This window comes from Agromyces mediolanus (assembly GCF_023715325.1).
Lineage (GTDB): Bacteria > Actinomycetota > Actinomycetes > Actinomycetales > Microbacteriaceae > Agromyces > Agromyces mediolanus_A.
Genome location: NZ_JAMBNX010000004.1, coordinates 228,087 through 246,368 on the forward strand (window position 1 = coordinate 228,087; position 18,282 = coordinate 246,368).

Genomic DNA, 18,282 nt, shown 5'->3' on the forward strand with positions numbered 1-18,282 from the left:
GGTGGCGGTGCCGGCGGCGGTGCGGGCGCCGGCGCGCGGCGCAGGTGACCGCGCGAACTCAGGCGACATCGACGATCACCTTGCCCGGCGCCGTGCGGGGGGCGCGGTAGGCATCCGCGATCCGCTCGAGCGGGAACCGCGCCGCGACGGCTGGGACGACCCGGCCCTCGGCGACGAGCTTCAGCGCCCGGCGCACCTGCGCGAAGTCGGCGCTCGCGACCCCGACGAGCCGCAGTCGGCGCAGGTAGAAGCTGCGCTGGTCGAGCTCGAGCACCGGATCCACGGAGGCCGCGCACGTCACGGCGCGACCGCCCCAGCCGAGCGCGGCGATGCCCGCAGCGAAGGTCGGCCCGTGCCCGCCGACGTCGACGACCGCGTCGAAGGGGGCTTCGGCGCCGAGGCGCTCGCGGAGCTCGTCGGGCGACGCGGCGCGGAGCACCCGGGCACCGTCGGGTCCGGACGCAGCAGTGCGGGATGCCCCGACGGTCTCGGCCCCGCTCGCGACACCGAGCTGCAGCGCGATCTGGCCGAGCATGCCGCCGGCGCCCGTGACGAGCAGCCGGTCGCCCGCTCCGACGCCGATCGCCTCGAAGGCGTTGAGCACGATCGGGACCGTGTGCACGGCCGCCGTGGCGAGCGCGGCCGGGAGGTCGCCGCGGTCGATCGCGTTCCGCTCGGGGACCGTGACGAAGTCGGCGGCGCCGCCGTTGCGGTGCACGCCCATGACCGTCTGCGCCGGGCAGTCGGCCTCGCGGCCCGCGGCGCAGCTGCGGCACGCTCCGCAGGGGATGTTGGGCTTGACGACGACCGGGCGGCCGAGGCGCGCCTCGCTCATGCCGGGCCCGACGGCGACGATCGTGCCGGCCGGGTCGATGCCGAGCACGCGGGGGAGCTTGGCCGAGGCGCCCGGGCCGATGCCCGCGATGACGTTGCGGTCGAGCTGGTTCACCCCGACGGTCTCGACGCGCACGAGCACCTCGCCCGTGCCCGGGGTCGGAACCGGCACCTCGGCGACGGCGAGCGCGTCCAGGGTGTGATCGGTGAGCAGCGCTGCCCGCACTCCGCCTCCTCGCGTCGTCTTTCTGGATACGGTATCCAAAATCACAATCCGCGTCCAGTGCTACGAGCATCCCACCCCGCTGCCCTCGCCGGCCCCGCGCCCTCCTCTGTCATCCACCCGCCCACCCGCCCCCGGGCACTTCGACGTCGCGCAAACCGCTCCTCCCCAGCCCGCTCCCGCACGGTTCGTGCGAGTTCGCGCCGTGGAGTCGCACGAAGTGCGCGAGGCATCCGCTCCCGAGAGCCGTACGTGCGACCTCGCGGGCCCGCCGCGCCGCGAAACGCACCCACCCGACCACCCCGAGAAAGAGGGCATGGACAGTCCCGAGCGAATTGGATACCGTATCCATACTCGCGGACGGTGCCGTTCCCGCGGGATCCGACCGCGAGGGTCTATCCCGCCAAGAATGGAGAGTCATGCGCAGATCCATCCCCCGCAGCAGCCTGGCGGCTGCCGCCGGCATCGCCGCACTGGCGCTGCTCGTCGGCTGCAGCTCCGCCGCACCGGCGCCGTCCGGCCCGGTCGACCTCGGCGACGGCGAACCCGGTCCCGCCGAGGACACCGACATCACCGTCGCCATCCCCTTCCCCGACATCACGATGTACTCGATGTACGTGCTCGGCACGGATCTCGGCTACTACGAGGAGGAGGGCCTCACCGTCGAGGTCATCACCGCCGACAACGTCACCGCGGCCGTCGCGTCGGGCAGCGCCGACATCGGCGTCGAGTCGACCGGCACCGTCATCGAGGCGATCCGGGGCGGCGTCCCGATCGACCTCGTCGGCGGGCACTACTGCCGGCAGAACTTCGACTTCGCGGTCCAGCAGGGCATCGAATCGGTCGAGGACCTCGACGGCACGACGATCACGCTCGCCGGCACCCCCGGCGACCCGGCCGAGTTCCAGCGCAAGCTGGTGCTGAAGGAAGAGGGCTGGGACCTCGACACCGTGAACGTCGAGGTCGTGTACCCCGGCCCCGGTTCCGAGTCCTGGACCGAGTTCTTCGTGAACGACCGGATCAGCCTGCAGCCGTTCTACACGGACGACCGCCCGGCGCTCGAGGAGCACGGGGCGAACATCATCGTCGAGGCCCTGCGCAACTGGGCGAACGACGTGCAGGTCGCCGGCACCGACTGGGCGCAGAAGAACCCGAACACGCTCGTGCGGTTCCTCCGCGCGACGCTGAAGGCGGCGGACTTCATGACCGCCCCGGCGCCGGGCGAGTTCCCCGAGAACGTCGACGAGATCCTCGACATCTACGAGGCGAACGACTTCGACGTGTCGGCGCTCCGCGGCTCGGACAGCGTGTGGGTGCTCGACGGGCACCTCGCCTGCTCGAACCTGTACTTCGACCAGGACGCGTGGGACACCACGATCGAGACGCAGTCGCTCGAGCCGCTCGAGTTCGATGCGGGGCAGCTCGCGTACCTCGAGAAGGCCCAGGAGCTCGTCGGCGTCGAGAACGACCCGCCGGCCACGCTGCCGTACCCCTGATCGGGCTTCGTCCCGTTCCCGAAGCCCCCGCCGCAGCGCATGACGGCGGGGGCTTCGGCGTGTTCGGGGGAGCCCACCCGACTTGGCCGGGGCTTTGCGGGGCTTGGTCTGGTGAACCCGAGCGCGGGCCAGGGTGCGACGCGCCGCGCCGCGCTGCTCGTCAGCGCCACTTCACCGGGATCGCGCCACCCACACTGGCGCACCGAAGCCGAAGTGGCGCGCTTGCGCGCCCACATCGCCAAAACGGATGCCTCGAGCCAGAGCCAGCGCCACTTCACCACGAACGCGCCACCCATACAGGCGCAACGACGCCGAAGTGGCGCAGACCGCACCCGAGCGTCAAAACGGATGCTCGCACCACGACTGCCGCCACCGGTACCGGGCCCTCGAGCCCACACCGAAGTGGCGCGCCCGCCACCCGCCACCGACCCAACGAACGCCACGAGCCACCACCAGCGCCACTTCACCACGAACGCGCCACCCATACTGGCGCCACGACGCCGAAGTGGCGCAGACCGCACCCGAGCGTCAAAACGGATGCCCGCACCACGACTGCCGCCACCGGTACCGGGCCCTCGAGCCCACACCGAAGTGGCGCGCCCGCCACCCGCCACCCGCCACCGACCCAACGAACGCCACGAGCCACCACCAGCGCCACTTCACCACGATCGCGCCACCCATACTGGCGCAACGACGCCGAAGTGGCGCAGACCGCACCCGAGCGTCAAAACGGATGCGTCGAGCCAGAGCCAGCGCCATACAGATGCCGCCGCCACCACCACCGCAACCGCCACCGGTACCGGGCCCTCAAGCCCACGCCGAAGTGGCGCGCCCGCGATCCGCCACCGGCCCGACGGATGCCTCGAGCCACCACCAGCGCCACTTCACCACGAACGTGCCACCCACACTGGCGCAACGACGCCGAAGTGGCGCGCTCGCGCGATACGGGCCCAGACGCGTCCGACGGAGGGGCACGACGAAGCCGGCCCCCGTCATCGCGCATGAGACGGGGGCCGGCGGTCTCTCGCCACCCGCGGCGCCACGAGCGGTACGAGCGCCACCCGCGGAACCACCCGCGGCGCCACGAGCGGCACGAGCGCCACCCGCGGCACACCCGCGGCACCACGAGCGGCACCGCGACTCAGCCCGAGGGCACCGCCGCGATCGCCTCGATCTCGAAGCGGTAGTCGGGCCCGGCGAAGCCGGCGACCTGGATCAGCGTCGACACCGGGAAGTCGTGCGTGAAGTACCGCGCACGGATGGCCCGCAGCTCGTCGCGCACGAGCTGGAAGTCGTCCCGCACGAACACGTTCACCTTCACGACATCCGCCGCAGTCGCCCCGGCCGCCTCGAGCACCTTCACGAGGTTCTCGAAGGCGAGCTCGATCTGCGCCGCGGGCTCGGCGGGCATCGTGCCGTCCGGCCGCATGCCGATGATGCCGCTCAGGAACACCAGGTCGCCGCCGGAGACCCGGATCGCCTGGCTGAAGTCCGCCGTGGGCGGGTACACCCCCTCGGGGATGACGATCTGCTTGTGCATCAGGAGGCCCCCGCGATCTTCCGGTCGTCGTACCACGGCGCCAGGCGGCGTCGCAGCGTGGAGATGAGCAGCAGCGTCAGGTTCGCGATGATGACCATCACGATGACCATGGCGATCGCGTCGTCCATCTGGAACTGGTAGGCGGCGTACTCGAGCATGTGCCCGAGCCCGCCCGTGCCGCCGAGGAACTCGCCGAGCACCTCGCCGGTGAACCCGAGCGCGGCACCGCGCTGGATGCCCGACAGGCTGTACGGCAGCGTCGCCGGCACGATGATCTTCCAGCCGAGGGCGACGCCGTTGACGCCGTACACCCGCCCGGCGTTCACGAGCGAGGTGCTGACGGTGACGGCGCCCTCCATCGTGTTCAGGATGATGGGGAACACCGCCAGCAGGAACACGAGCGCGATCTTCGACTCGCTGCCGAGCCCGAGGCCGAGGATGAACAGCGGTGCGAGCGCCACCTTCGGCGTCGAGTACAGCAGCCAGAGGAACGGCGCGACGGTGAACCGCAGCACCGGCGACCAGCCGACCGCGAGGCCGACGGTGACGCCCACCACGACGGCGATGACAAGGCCGATCGCGACGTTGCCGAGGCTGTAGCCGAACGCGGCCCAGAATTCCGGGTCGACGAGCAGCTTGCCGAATGACACCGCGATCGCGGTGGGCGGCGGCAGGAACGACGCCGGGATGAGCTGCAGCCAGCTGACCGCGGCCTCCCAGATCAGCAGGATGGCGGCGATGACGCCGACGAGCAGCCAGGTCCACTTGGCCTCGCTCCGCCGGATCACCCGCCGGGGGCGCACGATGCGCATCGTGCCGGTCGCACTGGTGACGGTCATCGCCGGCCCTTCCTCGTCCACGGGGCGGCCCATCGTTCGACGAGGGTCACCACCTGGGTCATCCCGACGCTCCACGCCACGACGATCGCGATCGCGGCGAACGCCTGGTCGGTCTGGTACGTGTTGGCGGCCTTGATGATGAGCGCGCCCATGCCGGAGGCCGAGCCGGCGAGCTCGGCGACGACCATGCCGATCGTGGCGAGCACGACCGCCTGCCGGAGCCCGGCGAACAGGAACGGCACCGTCGACGGCAGGTACACCGAGCGGTAGAGCTGCGTGCGGCTCGCGCCGTACACCTGGCCCGCCCGGATGATCGAGGCGTTCGTCGTGCGCATGCCCGCCGCCACGTTCAACAGGATCGGGAACAGCGCGCTGACCGCCACGAGGAAGATCACCGGCCCGATGCCGAAGCCGAACCAGGCCTTCGCGAGCGGCTGGTACGCGATCGTCGGCGTCGCGTAGATCGTCCACGCGATCGGCCCGACGACACGGTCCATCGGCAGCGAGCTGCCCATGAGCAGGCCGATCGGGATGGCGATCACCGCGGCGACCGCGAAGCCGATGAGCCACGCCTGCGCCGAGATCAGCATGTTCGGCCAGAGCATGCCGCCCGCGACGAGCTCGACGAAGCCCTGCGCGATGGCGGTGGGCGGCGGCAGGAACACGGGGTTGATCCAGCCGAACACCCCGACGACGAGCTGCCACACGACGAGCATGACCACGACCTCGACCGCGAGCACGCCCGCCTTGCCCGCCGGACTGAGTCCGGCGAGCCAGGCGCCGATGCCGCCCCGGCCGAGGTTCGGCCCGGCGGCGAGGAAGGCGCTCATTTCGAGACCGCCGCCGCCGTGGCCTCGCCCTGCAGGGCGTCCCAGAGGTGGTCGCGCAGCTCGAGGAAGCGCGGGTCGTGCTGGATGCTGCGCTCGGAGCGCGGGCGCTCGAGCCCGGTCTCGATGATCTCCTTGATGGCGCCGGGGTGGCTCTTGAAGACCACGATCCGGTCGCCGAGGAGGATGGCCTCCTCGATGGAGTGCGTGATGAACAGCACCGTCTTGCCGGTGGCCGCCATGAGCTTCTCGATCTCGTCGCGCATCACCTCGCGGGTGAGGGCGTCGACGGCGCCGAGCGGCTCGTCCATCAGCAGGATGCGGGGTTCGGCGACGATCGCGCGGGCGAGGCCGACACGCTGCTGCATGCCGCCGGAGAGCTCCCGCGGGTACGACTGCTCGAAGCCGGCGAGCCCGACGAGTTCGATCGCCTCCTGCACCCGCTCCCGCCAGCCGGCGCCCTTCAGCTCCTTCTGCATCTCGAGGCCGAACTTCACGTTGTCGAAGACGGTGCGCCACGGCAGCAGCGCGTAGTCCTGGAACACCACCGCACGGTCCGGCCCCGGCCCGGTGACCGGCGAGCCGCCGACGAGCACCGTGCCCGTCGTCGGCTTCACCAGCCCCGCGACGACGTTCATGAACGTCGTCTTGCCGCACCCCGACGGCCCGAGCACGGTGATGAACTCACCCTCGTGCACGTCGAGGTCCACGCCCTCGATGGCCGTCAGCCGCTTGCCCGTTCGCGCTACGTCGTAGCTCACCGACAGGTCGCGCACCGAGATCAGCGGCGCACCCGCCTCGTTCCGTTCGATTGACGTCGTCGTCATCTCTCTCTCCAATTCGGGGGCACGGCGGAGTGCCGCGTCAGCGCATCTTCGGCAGCACCTCGCTGCCGAGCAGCTCGATCTGGTCGAAGAACTTGTCGAACTTGAACCGGAAGTCGAACACGACGTGCTCGACGCCCGTCGCCTCGAACTTCTTGAGCTCGGCGACCGCTTCATCGGGGTTGCCGACGATGAGCTGGCCTTCCAGGTCCTCGACGGTCTCGAAGCTACCCGACGGGGGCTTCACGGCGAACTTCGCCTTGTTGGCCCAGGCGAGCAGGCCGGGCACGTTCACGTGCTTGAGCGCCTCCTCGCGGGTCTCCTCGATCGAGGTCGGCGGGATGACGGCGACGGTCGGCATCGGGCGGCCCGAGGCATCCGTCATCTCCTTCATGACCTCGATGCGCTTGGCGATCGACGCGAGCGAGATGCGGCCCGGCATCCAGCCGTCGGCGTACTCGGCCGCGAGGCGCGCCGAGCGCGGCGTCGCGCCGCAGTACCAGAACGGCACCCGGCCGCCGACGGGCTTCGGCTCGATCGTGACGTTCTCGAAGGAGAAGATGCCGTCGTCGTAGGTGACGTCGTTCTCGGTGAAGACCCGCTTCAGGATCTCGGCGTTCGAGCGGACCATGTCGACCCGGTTGAGGTCGCCCCAGCCGATCGCCTCGAACTCGTGGTCGAAGGTGCCGGCGCCGAAGCCGAGGATGAGGCGCGGCCCGAGCAGCTGGGTCATCGTGCCGGCCATGAGGGCGGTGACGAGCGGGTGGCGGAAGGGGATCAGCGAGCCCGTGCCGAGCTCGAGCTTCTCGGTGACGGCGCCGATCGCGGTGAGCGTCGTGAGCGCGTCGTAGAAGGTGCGGTTCGGCTTCTCCATCTCGCCGTGCGGCTCGAACACGAGGTGGTCGCGCACCCAGACGGAGTCGAACCCGAGCTCCTCGGCGCGCTTGGAGCCCTCGAGCAGCTTCTCCTTGCTCGCCTCTTCGCCGAAGTGCGGCAGCAGCAGTCCGAATTTCATGTGTCAGTTCCCTTCAGTCGCGGCGAGCGCGGGTTCGGCGGCGCGTGCCGCAGGTGTTGCGACCGGGGCGGCCGCGAGCTTTCCGTGACCGGGGGCGCCGACGACCTCGCCGTCGGCGTACACGTCCTGGCCGCGCACGAGGGTGCGCTCGATGCGGGCGCTGATGGTGCGCCCGTCGTACGGGGTCCAGCCGATCTTCGAGAGCACGTCGTCGTTCGTGATCGTCCACTCGTGGGCGGGGTCGGCGATGACGAGGTCGGCGTCGGCGCCGAGCTGGATGGTGCCCTTGACGCCGGCGAGGCCGAACTTGTCGGCGGGGATGGTCGCGACCAGGTCGACGGCTCGCTCGAGGGTCAGCTCGCCGCGGTTCACGGCGTCGAGCATGAGCTCGTAGTAGTACTGGATGCCGGGCGTGCCGGTGTGCGCGCTCCACATCTCGGTCCAGCCGATCTCCTTCTCCTCGCGCGTGTGCGGCGCGTGGTCGGAGCTCGCGATGTCGATGGTGCCGTCGCGCATGCCTTCCCAGATGGCGGCCCGGTTGTCGTCGGGCACCCAGTAGGAGAGGGCGTACGGCCCGAGGGTCTCGACGTCGTTCCAGGTGGAGAGGAACGGCGCCCAGTGGTTCACCTCGCAGGTGACGTCGATGCCGGCGGCCTTCGCGCGGCGCACCGCCTCGATCGAGCGGCGGGTCTGGATGTGCGCGATGTGCACGGGGCATCCGGATGCCTCGGCGAGCCGCAGCACGACGTCGATCGCCGTGTCCCAGATGACGCCCTCGCGGGCGGCGTACGCGGAGGCGTAGCCCTGCGGCGTGTTCTCGCCGCGGGCGAGCACCTCGCCCTCGATGTAGTCCATGAGCGCCTGGTCGTGCGGGTGCACGATGAAGCGCTTGCCGGTCTTCGCGATGCGGTCCATGATCTGCAGCAGGTGGCCGTGGTCGTGGATGCCGGTGCCGGCCGGGTGCGGGTAGGTGCGCCCCGTGTCGACGACCATGTAGATCTTGAAGGCGTTGATGCCCATCTCGGCCATCGGCTCGATCTCGTCGAACTTCGTCGGCGCGGGGTTGTGGTTCCAGTCGACGATCGAGCTCGAGGCGTAGCGCTCGAACACGTCGGTGAGGGTCTCGACGTCGACGGTCGGCGGGTTCAGGTTGGGCATGCCGAAGATGGTCGTGACGCCGCCGGCCGCGGCCTGGCGGGTGGTGGTGAGGATGTCGTCCTTGTGCTCGTAGCCGGGCTCGCGGGTGTGCACGTGCACGTCGACCATGCCGGGGAGCACGAGTCGGCCGGTGGCGTCGACGGTGCGCGCGGCGTCGATGGCGACGTCGGGGCCGACGAGGCCGGCGATGCGGCCGTCGTGCACGAGCACGTCGGCCCGCTCGGGGCCGGCGGGGGTGACGACGGTGCCGCCGGCGATTCTGAGGTCGATGGTCACTTCGGTGCCTCCATGAGCTCGGTGGTCTCGCCCTGCTCGGGCGAGGGGGTGGTGCGCACGACGACGTCGCTCGGCCGCACGTGGCGGTCGAGCCAGTCGACGATGAGCGGGGTGGTCTGCTCCCAGTAGCGGTCGTAGGCCGCGTAGTGGGTGGTGTGCCGCTGCATGATCAGCTGCTTCGGCCCCTTCGCCGCGGCGTAGAGCGCCTCGGCGTGGTCGGTGGGGGTGGTCGCGTCGCCCTCGACGCCGATCACGAGGAGCGGGGTGCGCAGGCGGTTCGCCGCGTCGATGGGGCGGTAGGCGAGGATCTCCTCGGCGCAGGACAGGGGGATGGCACTCGGGATGCGGTCGTCGACGTCGGCTTTGATGTTCGTGGCGCGGCGCTCGGGGGTGGGCACCATGATCTCCTCGCGGGGGTGCACGAGCCGGCCCTGGCCGGTGGCGACACGCAGCCGGCGGTCCTCCTCGAGGCTCGCGAGGAAGGCGAGCCAGGCGTGCTCCTCGCGCATGCGGTGCAGCCAGTCGGTGCCGTCGGCGACGGGCACCTGGCTCACGGCCGCCTTGACGCGAGGGTCGACGTCGGCGAGCAGCACGGCGTTGCCGCCGCCGGTGCCGCCGGTGCCGAAGACGCCGATGGCGTCGGCGACGACGTCGTCGCGGGTGGTGAGGTAGCTGACGGCGTTCACGAGGTCCTGCAGCTGGCGCGCGGGCGAGAGGATGCCTCGGTCGCCCTCGGAGTCGCCGAAGCCGCGGTAGTCGAAGACGAGCACGGCGAAGCCGGCGGCGACGAGTGCCTCGTGGTAGCGCACGTAGAGCTTCGCGTCCTTCAGGCCGAGCCAGCCCGGGCCCTGCACGATGGCCCGATACGGGCCCGGCGTCTCGGGCGTGCGCCAGATGGCGGCGATGCGATCGCCCTCGCTGTAGAACTCGACGCCTGTGCTTCTCATGCGGGTCCTCCCGGATCTCGACGCTTCGTTGCGCGGGGCCCGGCACGCGGCGGATGAATCGGCATCCGCGGTGTCGATCGGAAGCTTCCGATCGGGCCCGCCGAGCCCATCATGTCGTATCTTGGATCCAGAATCCAGTATTGATCCGAGATCGTGCTCGGAGCTAGGCTCTTCAGCGACGGCCGGGCGGGATTGCCCGGTGTCAGTGGTCCGGGATTGGGCCGCGAGTCGCCGACCTCGTCGGATTCCCCATCGCTCGCCCCTGCCCAGGAGACCGCATGACCACCAGTCCCACCCGTCGCCGCCGTTCCGGCGCTTCCGCCCGCGGCGCCCGTTCCGCCCGCGGTGCCCGCCTCGGCGGCCCCGCGCTCGTCGCCACCGCGCTCGGCCTCGCCGTCGCCTCGACCGTGGCCCTCGCGGGCTGCGCCGCCCCGGCCTCGGCCGAGCGGCCCGAGGCATCCGCGCCCGCCACGAGCGGCTACCCGCTCACGCTCGACAACTGCGGCACCGAGGTCACCTTCGACGCTGCTCCGGAGCGCGTCGTCACCGTCAAGTCCTCCACGCTCGAGCTCATGCTCGCGCTCGGCCTCGGCGACCGCGTCGTCGGCACGGCCTTCAGCGACGGGCCGGTACCCGAGGAGTACGCCGACGCGCTCGTCGGCGTACCGGTCGTCTCCGACAAGGTGCCCTCCCAGGAGGCGACCCTCGAGCTCGAACCCGACCTCGTCTACGCCGGCTGGGAGTCGAACCTCTCCGCCGAGGGCGCCGGCGAGCGCGACCAGCTCGCCGCGCTCGGCGTCGCGAGCTACGTCGCCCCCGCCGCCTGCAAGGGCGCGGGCTACATGCCCGACCCGCTGACCTTCGACGAGGTCTTCCGCGAGTTCGAGGAACTCGGCGCGATCTTCGACGTGCCGGATGCCGCGGCCGAACTCGTCGCCGAGCAGCGCGCCGCGCTCGGCGCCGTTGAGCCGAACACCGACGGGCTGACCGCGCTCTGGTACAGCTCGGGCACCGACACCCCCTTCGTCGGCGCGGGCATCGGCGCCCCGCAGATGATCATGGATGCCGCCGGCCTCGAGAACGTCGCCGCCGACGTCCGCGACACCTGGACCTCGATGAGCTGGGAGGCCGTCGTCGACGCCGAGCCCGACGTGATCGTGCTCGTGGACGCGCCGTGGAACACCGCGGCCTCGAAGATCGAGCTGCTCCAGCAGAACCCGGTCACCGCGGCCCTGCCCGCGGTCGCGCAGCAGCGCTTCCTCGTCGTCGACTTCCCCGCGACCGAGGCGGGCGTGCGCAACGTGTCGGCGGTGCAGTCCCTCGTCGAACAGCTCGGGGCGCTGGAGGGCTGATGCGCGCGGCCGGGCGGACGGAGACGACGGTGCGGGCCGCGGGCCCGGCCGGGGTCGACGCGGCGCGCACCGCTCCGACGGGTGCGACGCCGGGCGGCACGGGCTCGCGCAGCCGGCGCGGCGGCGGTCGCGCCCTCGCGGCGGGCCTCGTCGGGCTCGTGCTGCTCGCGGCATCCCTCGTCGTCGCCGTCACGCTCGGCCCGGCCGACCTCTCCCCGGGCGAGGTGCTCGCGAGCCTCGCCGCGCACCTCGGCTTCGGCGAGCCGACGCTGTCGCCACTGCGCGACGGGATCGTCTGGCAGCTGCGGATGCCGCGCGTGCTCACCGCCGCCGCGGTCGGCGCCGGCCTCGCCCTGTGCGGCGCGGTGATGCAGGCCATCACCCGCAACCCGCTCGCCGACCCCTACCTGCTCGGCCTGTCCTCCGGGGCCTCCGTCGGCGCGGTCGTCGTGCTCGTGCTCGGCTGGGGCCTGCTGCTGCCGCTCGCCGCCTTCGGCGGCGCGGTGCTCGCGCTCGTCGCGACGCTCGGCCTCGCCCTCGCGGCCGGGCGCGGCGGTCGGCTGGCCCCGACGACGACCGTGCTCGCGGGCGTCGCCGTGACGAGCGTGTTCGGCGCGATCACGAGCCTCGCCATCTTCTGGAGCGCGACGAACGACAGCTACCGCGAGATCCTGAACTGGCTGCTCGGCTCGCTCTCCGGCACCGACTGGACCTCCGTGGCGATCGCCGGCGGAGCGCTCCTCGTCGTCGGCGCCCCGCTCGTCGCGAGCGCCCGCACCCTCGACGCCTTCGCGGTCGGCGAGTCCGGCGCCGCCGCGCTCGGCGTGCACGTCGCCCGCAGTCGGGCGCTGCTCCTCGGCGGCACCGCCCTCCTCACCGGCGCCCTCGTCGCGGTGAGCGGCTCGATCGGATTCGTCGGCCTCGTGCTGCCGCACGCGGTGCGGCTCGTGATCGGCCCCGGCCACCGCGCCCTGCTGCCGCTCTCGGCGCTCGCCGGCGCGATCTTCCTCGTCTGGGCCGACACCGGGGCGCGCACCCTGTTCGACCCGCGCGAGCTGCCGGTCGGCATCCTGACGGCCCTCATCGGCGGCCCGGTGTTCGCCTGGCTGCTGCTCCGCTCGAGGAGGAACGCATGACCCTGGATCTCGATCGGGTGCGCTTCGCCCGCGGCGGCCGCACCATCATCGACGGCATCGACGCCACGCTGCCGGGCGGCGCGCTCACCGCGCTCATCGGCCCGAACGGCGCCGGCAAGTCGACCCTGCTGCACCTCATCGCCGCGATCGAGCGGGCCGACGCCGGCGAACTCTCGCTCGACGGCCGGGAGCTCGACCGGATGCGCCGCCGCGACCGCGCCCGCCTCGTCGCCCTCGCCGAGCAGCAGGCCGAGCTCGACCCGCAGCTCTCCGTGTCGGCGGCCGTGCTGCTCGGGCGCACGCCGCACCTCGGCGCCTTCGCCCCCGCAGGCCCGCGCGATCACGCGCTCGTCGAGCATGCGCTGGCCGCGACCGGCGCCGCGCATCTCGCCGAGCGCCACGTCGGCCAGCTCTCCGGCGGCGAGCGCCAGCGCGTCACGCTCGCCCGGGCGCTCGCCCAGGAGCCCGAACTCCTGCTCGCCGACGAGCCGACGAACCACCTCGACCTCTCGGCGCAGCTCGTCGCGCTCGAACTGCTCGCGGGCCTCGCCCGGGGCGGCCTCACCGTCGTCGCGGCGCTGCACGACCTCAGCCAGGCGGCGGCCTACGCCGACCACGTGCTCGTGCTCGCCGATGGGCGGGTCGTCGCCGCGGGCCCGCCGCGCGAGGTGCTGACGGCCGAGCTCGTGCACGAGGTCTACGGCGTCCGGGCGGAGATCATCGACCATCCGATCACCGGGCGGCCCCTCGTCGCGGTCGCGGGCGGCGCAGCGGCGGCCGTCGCACCCGACGCGGTCCCGGCCCGCACCGGCAGCACGCCGAGCGCGTAGCCTGGAGGCGTGAGCGAATCGGTCGTCGACGGCATCGCCGCCGAGTTCCTGCACCACGCCAATCGCGGGCGTCGCCTCGTCGCGGTCGACGGGGCGGATGCCGGTCGCGCCGCCCGCTTCGCCGACGCCCTCGCGCAGGCGATCGCCGAGGCATCCGGTGACGACGTCGTGCGACGCTCCCTCGGCGCCGTGACCGAGGCGGAGCTCCGCAGCGGCACGGTCGAGCCGTTCCGCGCGGGCGAGCCGGCCGACACGGCGACGCCGCCCGGACCCGATTCCGTGCTCGTGGTCGACGGCCAGGGCCTCCTCGACGACGCCGTGCGGGGCATCTGGCACTTCTCGGTCTGGACGCTCGCGGGCGACGAGCTGCCGCACTCCGGCGCGAACGTCATCGTCGACCTCGCCGACGAGGGCGCGCCGAGCCGGTACTTCTACGACTACTGCGCGATCCCGCCGAGCGTGAACCGCCCCGGCCTGCACTGAGCGGCAGCACTCGGAACCGAGCCTACGCGCGCTGCCAGACGGTCACGTTCGCCTTCGGGCTCGACACGAACCCCGCCTCGTCGAGCGCGCGTCGGGCACGGGCCGAGAGGGGTCGCATGTCGTCGCGCGCGGCATCCATGATGGACGCCGAGGTGCGCAGCCCCCAGCTCCGTCGCCCGGCGTCGACATCGATGCCCGGGATGAACCGGCGGCGCACCGTGATCCGATGCACCTGCGATAGGGGCACGATCAGCTCGCCGCGGGCGTCGCGCCAGCGGATCGAGCCGGGCCCGATCGAGAGCACACCCCGGCGGCGGAACGGCCGCCCGATCACGACGCTGAGGCCCGCGGCCGCCAAGAACACGGCCCCGCCGAGGAGCAGCAGCGGCTGCGGCCCGATCACCCCGCCGCGCGCGTCGACCACGAAGAACGCGGTGACGACGGCCGCGACGGCAAGGACCAGGGCGATGGCGAGCACGGCGTGCATCACCCCGCTGCGGGCTCGCAGTGCCGACATCTCGAGCTCGGCGCGGCCGTCGCGCACCACCCAGCCCGTCGCCGCCATGACACGAGTCTGACACGGCGGGCCGCCGCGGGGGCCGGGAGCGTCACCGCCCGCTGCGGCGAGGCTGCGAGGTGCACGACGATCCCGGCGACGCGCCGTGCGGCGACGGCGCGCCCCGAGCTTCGTCGTGCAACCGGGCGGTGCCGGGCCCGCCACCGCCGGGGCAGGGCGGGCCGGGGCCGGGGCAGGGCGGGCCGGGGCAGGCGGCTCAGCCGCGGGCGCGGAGGCGGGGAGCCAGGTCGCGCTCGAAGAGCTCGAGGAAGCGGCGCTGGTCGTGCCCGGGCGCGTGGAACACGAGGTGGTTGAAGCCCCAGTCGATGTACTGGCCGATCTGCTCGACGACGGCGTCGGGGTCGGTGCCGACGATCCAGCGCTTCGCGATCTGCTCGATCGGCAGCGCGTCGGCGGCCCGCTCCATCTCGACCGGGTCGGTGATGTCGTGCTTCTGCTCCTTCGAGAGCGAGAGCGGCGACCAGAACCGGGTGTTGTCGAGGGCGGCCTCCTCCGTCTCCTCGTAGGAGAGCTTGATCTCGATCATCCGGTCGAACTCGTCGAAGGTGCGGCCGTCGGTGCGGGCGGCGAGGCCCTCCTTCACGGCGGGCATGAGCTGCTCGGCGTAGAGCTCGGCGCCCTTGCCCGAGGTGCAGATGAAGCCGTCGCCGGCGCGGCCGGCGTACTTCGCGACCTGCGGGCCGCCCGCGGCGATGTAGACCGGCACGGCGGTCTCGGGCCGGTCGTAGATCGAGGCGTCGTGGGTCGAGTAGTACTCGCCCTCGAAGCTGACCTGGCCGTCCTCGTTCCAGAGGGCCCGCATGAGCCGCACGGCCTCGCGGAGCCGGGCGTAGCGCTCGCGGAACTCGGGCCAGTCCTGCTCGCCGGCGCCGCGGAACCCGGTCGCGATCTCGTTCAGCGCCTCACCCGAGCCGAAGCCCGCGATGATGCGGTCGGGGTAGAGCACGCCGAGCGACGCGAACGCCTGCGCCAGCACCGCGGGGTTGTAGCGGAAGGTCGGCGTCATCACGCTCGTGCCGATCTTCACCGAGCTCGTGCGCTCGCCGACCGCGGCCATCCAGGCGAGCGAGAACGGCGCGTGCCCGCCGGTGTGCCGCCACGGCTGGAAGTGGTCGCTCGCGAACACCGACTCCATGCCGTGGCCTTCGGCGGCGACGGCGATCTCGACGAGCTCGCGGGGGTCGAACTGCTCGGCGCTGGCCTTGTACCCGAGGGTGAGGGTCACGATAGGTCTCCTTCTGCTGGGAACTGCTGATCACTGAGAACGTGCGGGGGCCGCCTGGGCTTCCGCCCCGTCCGACGGGGTCCCGGATGCCTCGGCCGGCGCGTGCGGCAACGCCTCGTCGGCGAAGGCGGCGACGACCTCCGCCGTGCGCGGCCCGACGCCGAGGCCGAGCGCGGCTTCGAGTGCCTCGACGGTGTCGACGTCGCGGCGGAGGCCGAGGTCGATCGTGCCGAGCACGGCGAGGTCGGCGAACCCGGCGGCACGGTGCGCGGCCGCTGAGTCCGGGCCGAAGCCCGGCCGAAGGCCGGTGCCGGCGAGCGCGGTGACGAGCGTCGTGCCGGTGCCCTCGAGGTCGGCGACGAAGGCGAGCCGGTGGCCGCAGGCGGCCTCGAGCGCGGCGTCGAGCGCGGCCGAGCGGAGCGCCGGCAGGTCGCCGAGGAGCACCGCGAGGTGCCGGCCGCCGCCGTGCCTGACCTGCGCGATGCCGAGTTCGATCGCGGCCGTGAGGCCGGCCTCGCCGGACTCGGGGACGAGTTCCACGTCGGGCAGTGCGGCGAGCTCGCCGCCGAGTTCGGGCTCGGCGGTGACCACGACGACCTCGGCGACGCGTTCGGCGGTGCGCACGGCATCCACCGTGTCGAGCGCGAAGGCGCGGGCGAGCGCGGCGCGCTGCTCGTCGTCGAGCTGCGGGCGCAGCCGCGACTTCGCCGCGGCGAAGGTCTTCACCGGGATGACGACGACCCAGTCACCGCCGCTCATGGCCGCAGTCCCGGCACGACCTCGCGGCCGAAGACCTCGAGCCACTCGAGCTGGTTGCGGCCGACGTTGTGCAGGTAGATGCGGTCGAAGCCGAGGTCGAGGTGGCGCTGGATCTCGGCCCGGTGCAGATCGGGGTCGGCGGAGACGACCATGCGCCCCGCGAAGTCCTCGGGCCGCACCGTGCGGGCGAGCTGCTCGAGCTCGAACGGCGAACGGATGTCGCCGCGGCCGAAGCGCATGCCGGCGATCGGCCATTCGGCGAGCGCGTTGCGCATCGCCTCCTCGTCGGTCTCGGCCCAGGACAGGTGCAGTTGGAGCACGCGGGGCATCTTCGCGAGGTCACGACCGCCGTCGCGGGCGCCGTCGGCGAAGCGGGCGAGCAGCACCTCGAGGCGTTCGGACGGGCCGCTCTGCGTGATCAGGCCGTCGGCGACGCGACCGGCCCGCCGCGCGGTGACGGGCCCCGCGGTCGCGATGTAGATCTCGGGGGCGACCTTCGGCATGGTCCACAGCCGGGTCGACTCCATCTTGAAGCTGGGGCCCGAGTGGCGCACGTCGCGCCCGGCGATGGAGCCGGCGAAGAGCTTCTTGATGAGCTCGACGGCCTCGAACATGCGCGCGATGCGGTCAGGCGGCTCGGGCCAGTACGTACCGACGACGTGCTCGTTGATCGCCTCGCCGGAGCCGATGCCGAGCCAGTGCCGGCCGGGGTACATCGAGGCGAGCGTCGCGCTCGCCTGGGCGACGACCGCGGGGTGCATGCGGAACGTGGGCGTCGTGACGCCGGGCCCGAGGTCGCCCCGGGTTGCCGCGCCGACCGCACCAAGCACGCTCCACACGTGCGAGGCCTGGCCGAGACGCGGCAACCAGGGCTGGAACGGATCGGTGGCCATGGTGCCGCTGAAGCCGTGACGTTCCGCCGCAGCGGCGAAAGCGACGGCGTCGGACGGAGGGAACTGCTCGAGCATGGCGGCGTAACCGATGTGCACTGACACCCCTCCATCCTGACGCGTCGTCGTACCGGCGTCACGCGGCGGATCCACCTCCCGCCGGATCAGTCTTTCGGATACTGGATCCAAAAGCAAGCACCCGGCGGGTCGCCGAGCCACGCAGTGCGGGGCGGGGCGGGGCAGGTCAGGGGGTGGGGGCGGGGGTGCCGCCCTCGGCGGAGAGCATGGCGAGCACGGCGTCGCGCACGCCGGTGAGGTGCGAGCGCAGCACCTCGGCCGCGGCATCCGCGTCGCCCGCCTCGACGGCCGCGACGAGCTCCTCGTGCGAGTGCCCGTGTTCGCCGCCGCCGACGAGGCGCCAGCCGAGCACGTAGCGGCCGACCTTCAGCCGCAGCTGCTCGATCATCTCCCAGTGCACGGGACGCGCGGCCGCCCCGTAGAGCTCCGCGTAGAACTGCGTGCGGGCGTCCACGAAGTCGGCGCCCTCCTCCTCGGCGTCGGCCGTGCGGCCGAGCTCGCGGAGGCGGGTGATGCGCTCCGGAGTCATCTCGTCCATGGAGTGGCGCAGCGCGTCGACCTCGAGCAGCACGCGGATGTCGTAGACCTCGCGCGCCTGCTCCGCCGAGAGGGCCTTCACCACCGCGCCGCGGCGGGCGTGGAACTCGACGAGCCCGTCGGCCTCGAGCTGGATGAGCGCCGAACGCACCGGCAGGCGCGACACGCCGATCGTCTCGGCGAGGGTCTCCTGGCGGAGCTTCTGGCCGGGGGCGAGCGTGCCGTCGAGGATCGCGTCGCGGAGGATGTCGTACGCCATGGTGCCGACCGAGCGGTATCCCGCTTGGTGCCGGCCGGCCAGGCGCTCCAGTGCTTCGGCGCTCGGTGCGTTCGCTCCGGCAGTGCGGGTCTCGCGTTCGCTCATGGCGACGAGGCTAGCGGATGGATCGGCGTGGGGCACGCAGATTGGATCCAGAATTGCGGATGCGCGGGAGGA

Annotated in this window: 17 protein-coding genes and 1 pseudogene; 5 read left to right on the plus strand and 13 right to left on the minus strand. The window is 72.5% G+C overall.

Annotated features, from left to right (window positions below):
- Window positions 1–58: 58 nt before the first annotated feature.
- Window positions 59–1,060: an alcohol dehydrogenase catalytic domain-containing protein gene (locus tag M3147_RS09200; RefSeq protein ID WP_251203165.1), complete on the minus strand. Its 1,002-nt coding sequence runs from the start codon at window positions 1,058–1,060 to the stop codon at window positions 59–61.
- A 416-nt stretch (window positions 1,061–1,476) separates the two neighbouring features.
- Here M3147_RS09200 and M3147_RS09205 point away from each other — a divergent pair, with 416 nt between their 5' ends.
- Entirely contained in the window at window positions 1,477–2,553 is a 1,077-nt protein-coding gene (locus M3147_RS09205) for an ABC transporter substrate-binding protein (protein WP_251203166.1), read from the plus strand.
- Between the two features lie 1,141 nt (window positions 2,554–3,694).
- On the opposite strand, the gene M3147_RS09210 is transcribed toward M3147_RS09205, so the two are convergent.
- The 7 genes from M3147_RS09210 to M3147_RS09240 are packed head-to-tail and all read right to left on the minus strand — an operon-like array spanning window position 3,695 to window position 9,979.
- Entirely contained in the window at window positions 3,695–4,093 is a 399-nt protein-coding gene (locus M3147_RS09210) for a RidA family protein (RefSeq protein WP_243570224.1), read from the minus strand.
- Window positions 4,093–4,932, minus strand: a complete 840-nt coding sequence (locus tag M3147_RS09215) for an ABC transporter permease (protein WP_251203167.1) — start codon at window positions 4,930–4,932, stop codon at window positions 4,093–4,095. Before M3147_RS09215 ends, M3147_RS09210 begins: the two co-directional genes overlap by 1 nt.
- Complete coding sequence (locus M3147_RS09220; RefSeq protein WP_251203168.1) at window positions 4,929–5,762, minus strand: ABC transporter permease; 834 nt, start codon at window positions 5,760–5,762, stop codon at window positions 4,929–4,931. Before M3147_RS09220 ends, M3147_RS09215 begins: the two co-directional genes overlap by 4 nt.
- Entirely contained in the window at window positions 5,759–6,586 is an 828-nt protein-coding gene (locus M3147_RS09225; RefSeq protein ID WP_251203169.1) for an ABC transporter ATP-binding protein, read from the minus strand. Before M3147_RS09225 ends, M3147_RS09220 begins: the two co-directional genes overlap by 4 nt.
- Window positions 6,587–6,623: 37 nt before the next feature.
- Complete coding sequence (locus M3147_RS09230) at window positions 6,624–7,598, minus strand: LLM class flavin-dependent oxidoreductase (RefSeq protein WP_251203170.1); 975 nt, start codon at window positions 7,596–7,598, stop codon at window positions 6,624–6,626.
- A gap of 3 nt (window positions 7,599–7,601) precedes the next feature.
- On the minus strand, window positions 7,602–9,032 hold the full coding sequence (locus tag M3147_RS09235) for a dihydroorotase (RefSeq protein ID WP_251203171.1): 1,431 nt from the start codon (window positions 9,030–9,032) through the stop codon (window positions 7,602–7,604).
- Complete coding sequence (locus M3147_RS09240; protein WP_251203172.1) at window positions 9,029–9,979, minus strand: alpha/beta hydrolase; 951 nt, start codon at window positions 9,977–9,979, stop codon at window positions 9,029–9,031. The genes M3147_RS09235 and M3147_RS09240 overlap by 4 nt, the downstream gene beginning before the upstream one ends.
- A gap of 278 nt (window positions 9,980–10,257) precedes the next feature.
- Here M3147_RS09240 and M3147_RS09245 point away from each other — a divergent pair, with 278 nt between their 5' ends.
- The 4 genes and pseudogenes from M3147_RS09245 (at window position 10,258) to M3147_RS09260 (ending at window position 13,780) form a co-directional block, all read left to right on the plus strand.
- The gene (locus tag M3147_RS09245; protein WP_251203173.1) at window positions 10,258–11,331 is read left to right on the plus strand and encodes a putative F420-0 ABC transporter substrate-binding protein; all 1,074 of its coding nucleotides are present in this window, start codon (window positions 10,258–10,260) and stop codon (window positions 11,329–11,331) included.
- A complete protein-coding gene (locus tag M3147_RS09250) occupies window positions 11,331–12,467 on the plus strand; it encodes a putative F420-0 ABC transporter permease subunit (protein ID WP_251203174.1) in 1,137 nt (378 codons plus the stop codon). Before M3147_RS09245 ends, M3147_RS09250 begins: the two co-directional genes overlap by 1 nt.
- A pseudogene (locus tag M3147_RS19865) lies at window positions 12,464–12,973 on the plus strand (ABC transporter ATP-binding protein); the annotation flags it as partial. The gene M3147_RS09250 and the pseudogene M3147_RS19865, both read left to right, overlap by 4 nt.
- Before the next feature lie 333 nt (window positions 12,974–13,306).
- Window positions 13,307–13,780 carry a hypothetical protein gene (locus tag M3147_RS09260; RefSeq protein WP_251203176.1) on the plus strand — a complete coding sequence of 158 codons (474 nt, stop codon included), beginning with the start codon at window positions 13,307–13,309 and terminating at the stop codon, window positions 13,778–13,780.
- Window positions 13,781–13,802: 22 nt separating this feature from the next.
- Here M3147_RS09260 and M3147_RS09265 read toward each other — a convergent pair whose 3' ends face one another.
- From M3147_RS09265 to M3147_RS09285, 5 genes are all read right to left on the minus strand, one after another.
- Entirely contained in the window at window positions 13,803–14,345 is a 543-nt protein-coding gene (locus tag M3147_RS09265) for a hypothetical protein (RefSeq protein ID WP_251203177.1), read from the minus strand.
- A 208-nt stretch (window positions 14,346–14,553) separates the two neighbouring features.
- Window positions 14,554–15,582 (minus strand): glucose-6-phosphate dehydrogenase (coenzyme-F420), encoded by a 1,029-nt coding sequence (gene fgd, locus M3147_RS09270; RefSeq protein ID WP_251203178.1) that lies wholly within the window; start codon window positions 15,580–15,582, stop codon window positions 14,554–14,556.
- Between the two features lie 30 nt (window positions 15,583–15,612).
- Entirely contained in the window at window positions 15,613–16,341 is a 729-nt protein-coding gene (gene cofC / locus M3147_RS09275) for a 2-phospho-L-lactate guanylyltransferase (RefSeq protein WP_251203179.1), read from the minus strand.
- Entirely contained in the window at window positions 16,338–17,336 is a 999-nt protein-coding gene (locus M3147_RS09280; protein WP_308201056.1) for a TIGR03557 family F420-dependent LLM class oxidoreductase, read from the minus strand. Before M3147_RS09280 ends, cofC begins: the two co-directional genes overlap by 4 nt.
- Before the next feature lie 139 nt (window positions 17,337–17,475).
- Entirely contained in the window at window positions 17,476–18,210 is a 735-nt protein-coding gene (locus tag M3147_RS09285) for a GntR family transcriptional regulator (protein WP_251203180.1), read from the minus strand.
- Window positions 18,211–18,282 lie beyond the last annotated feature (72 nt).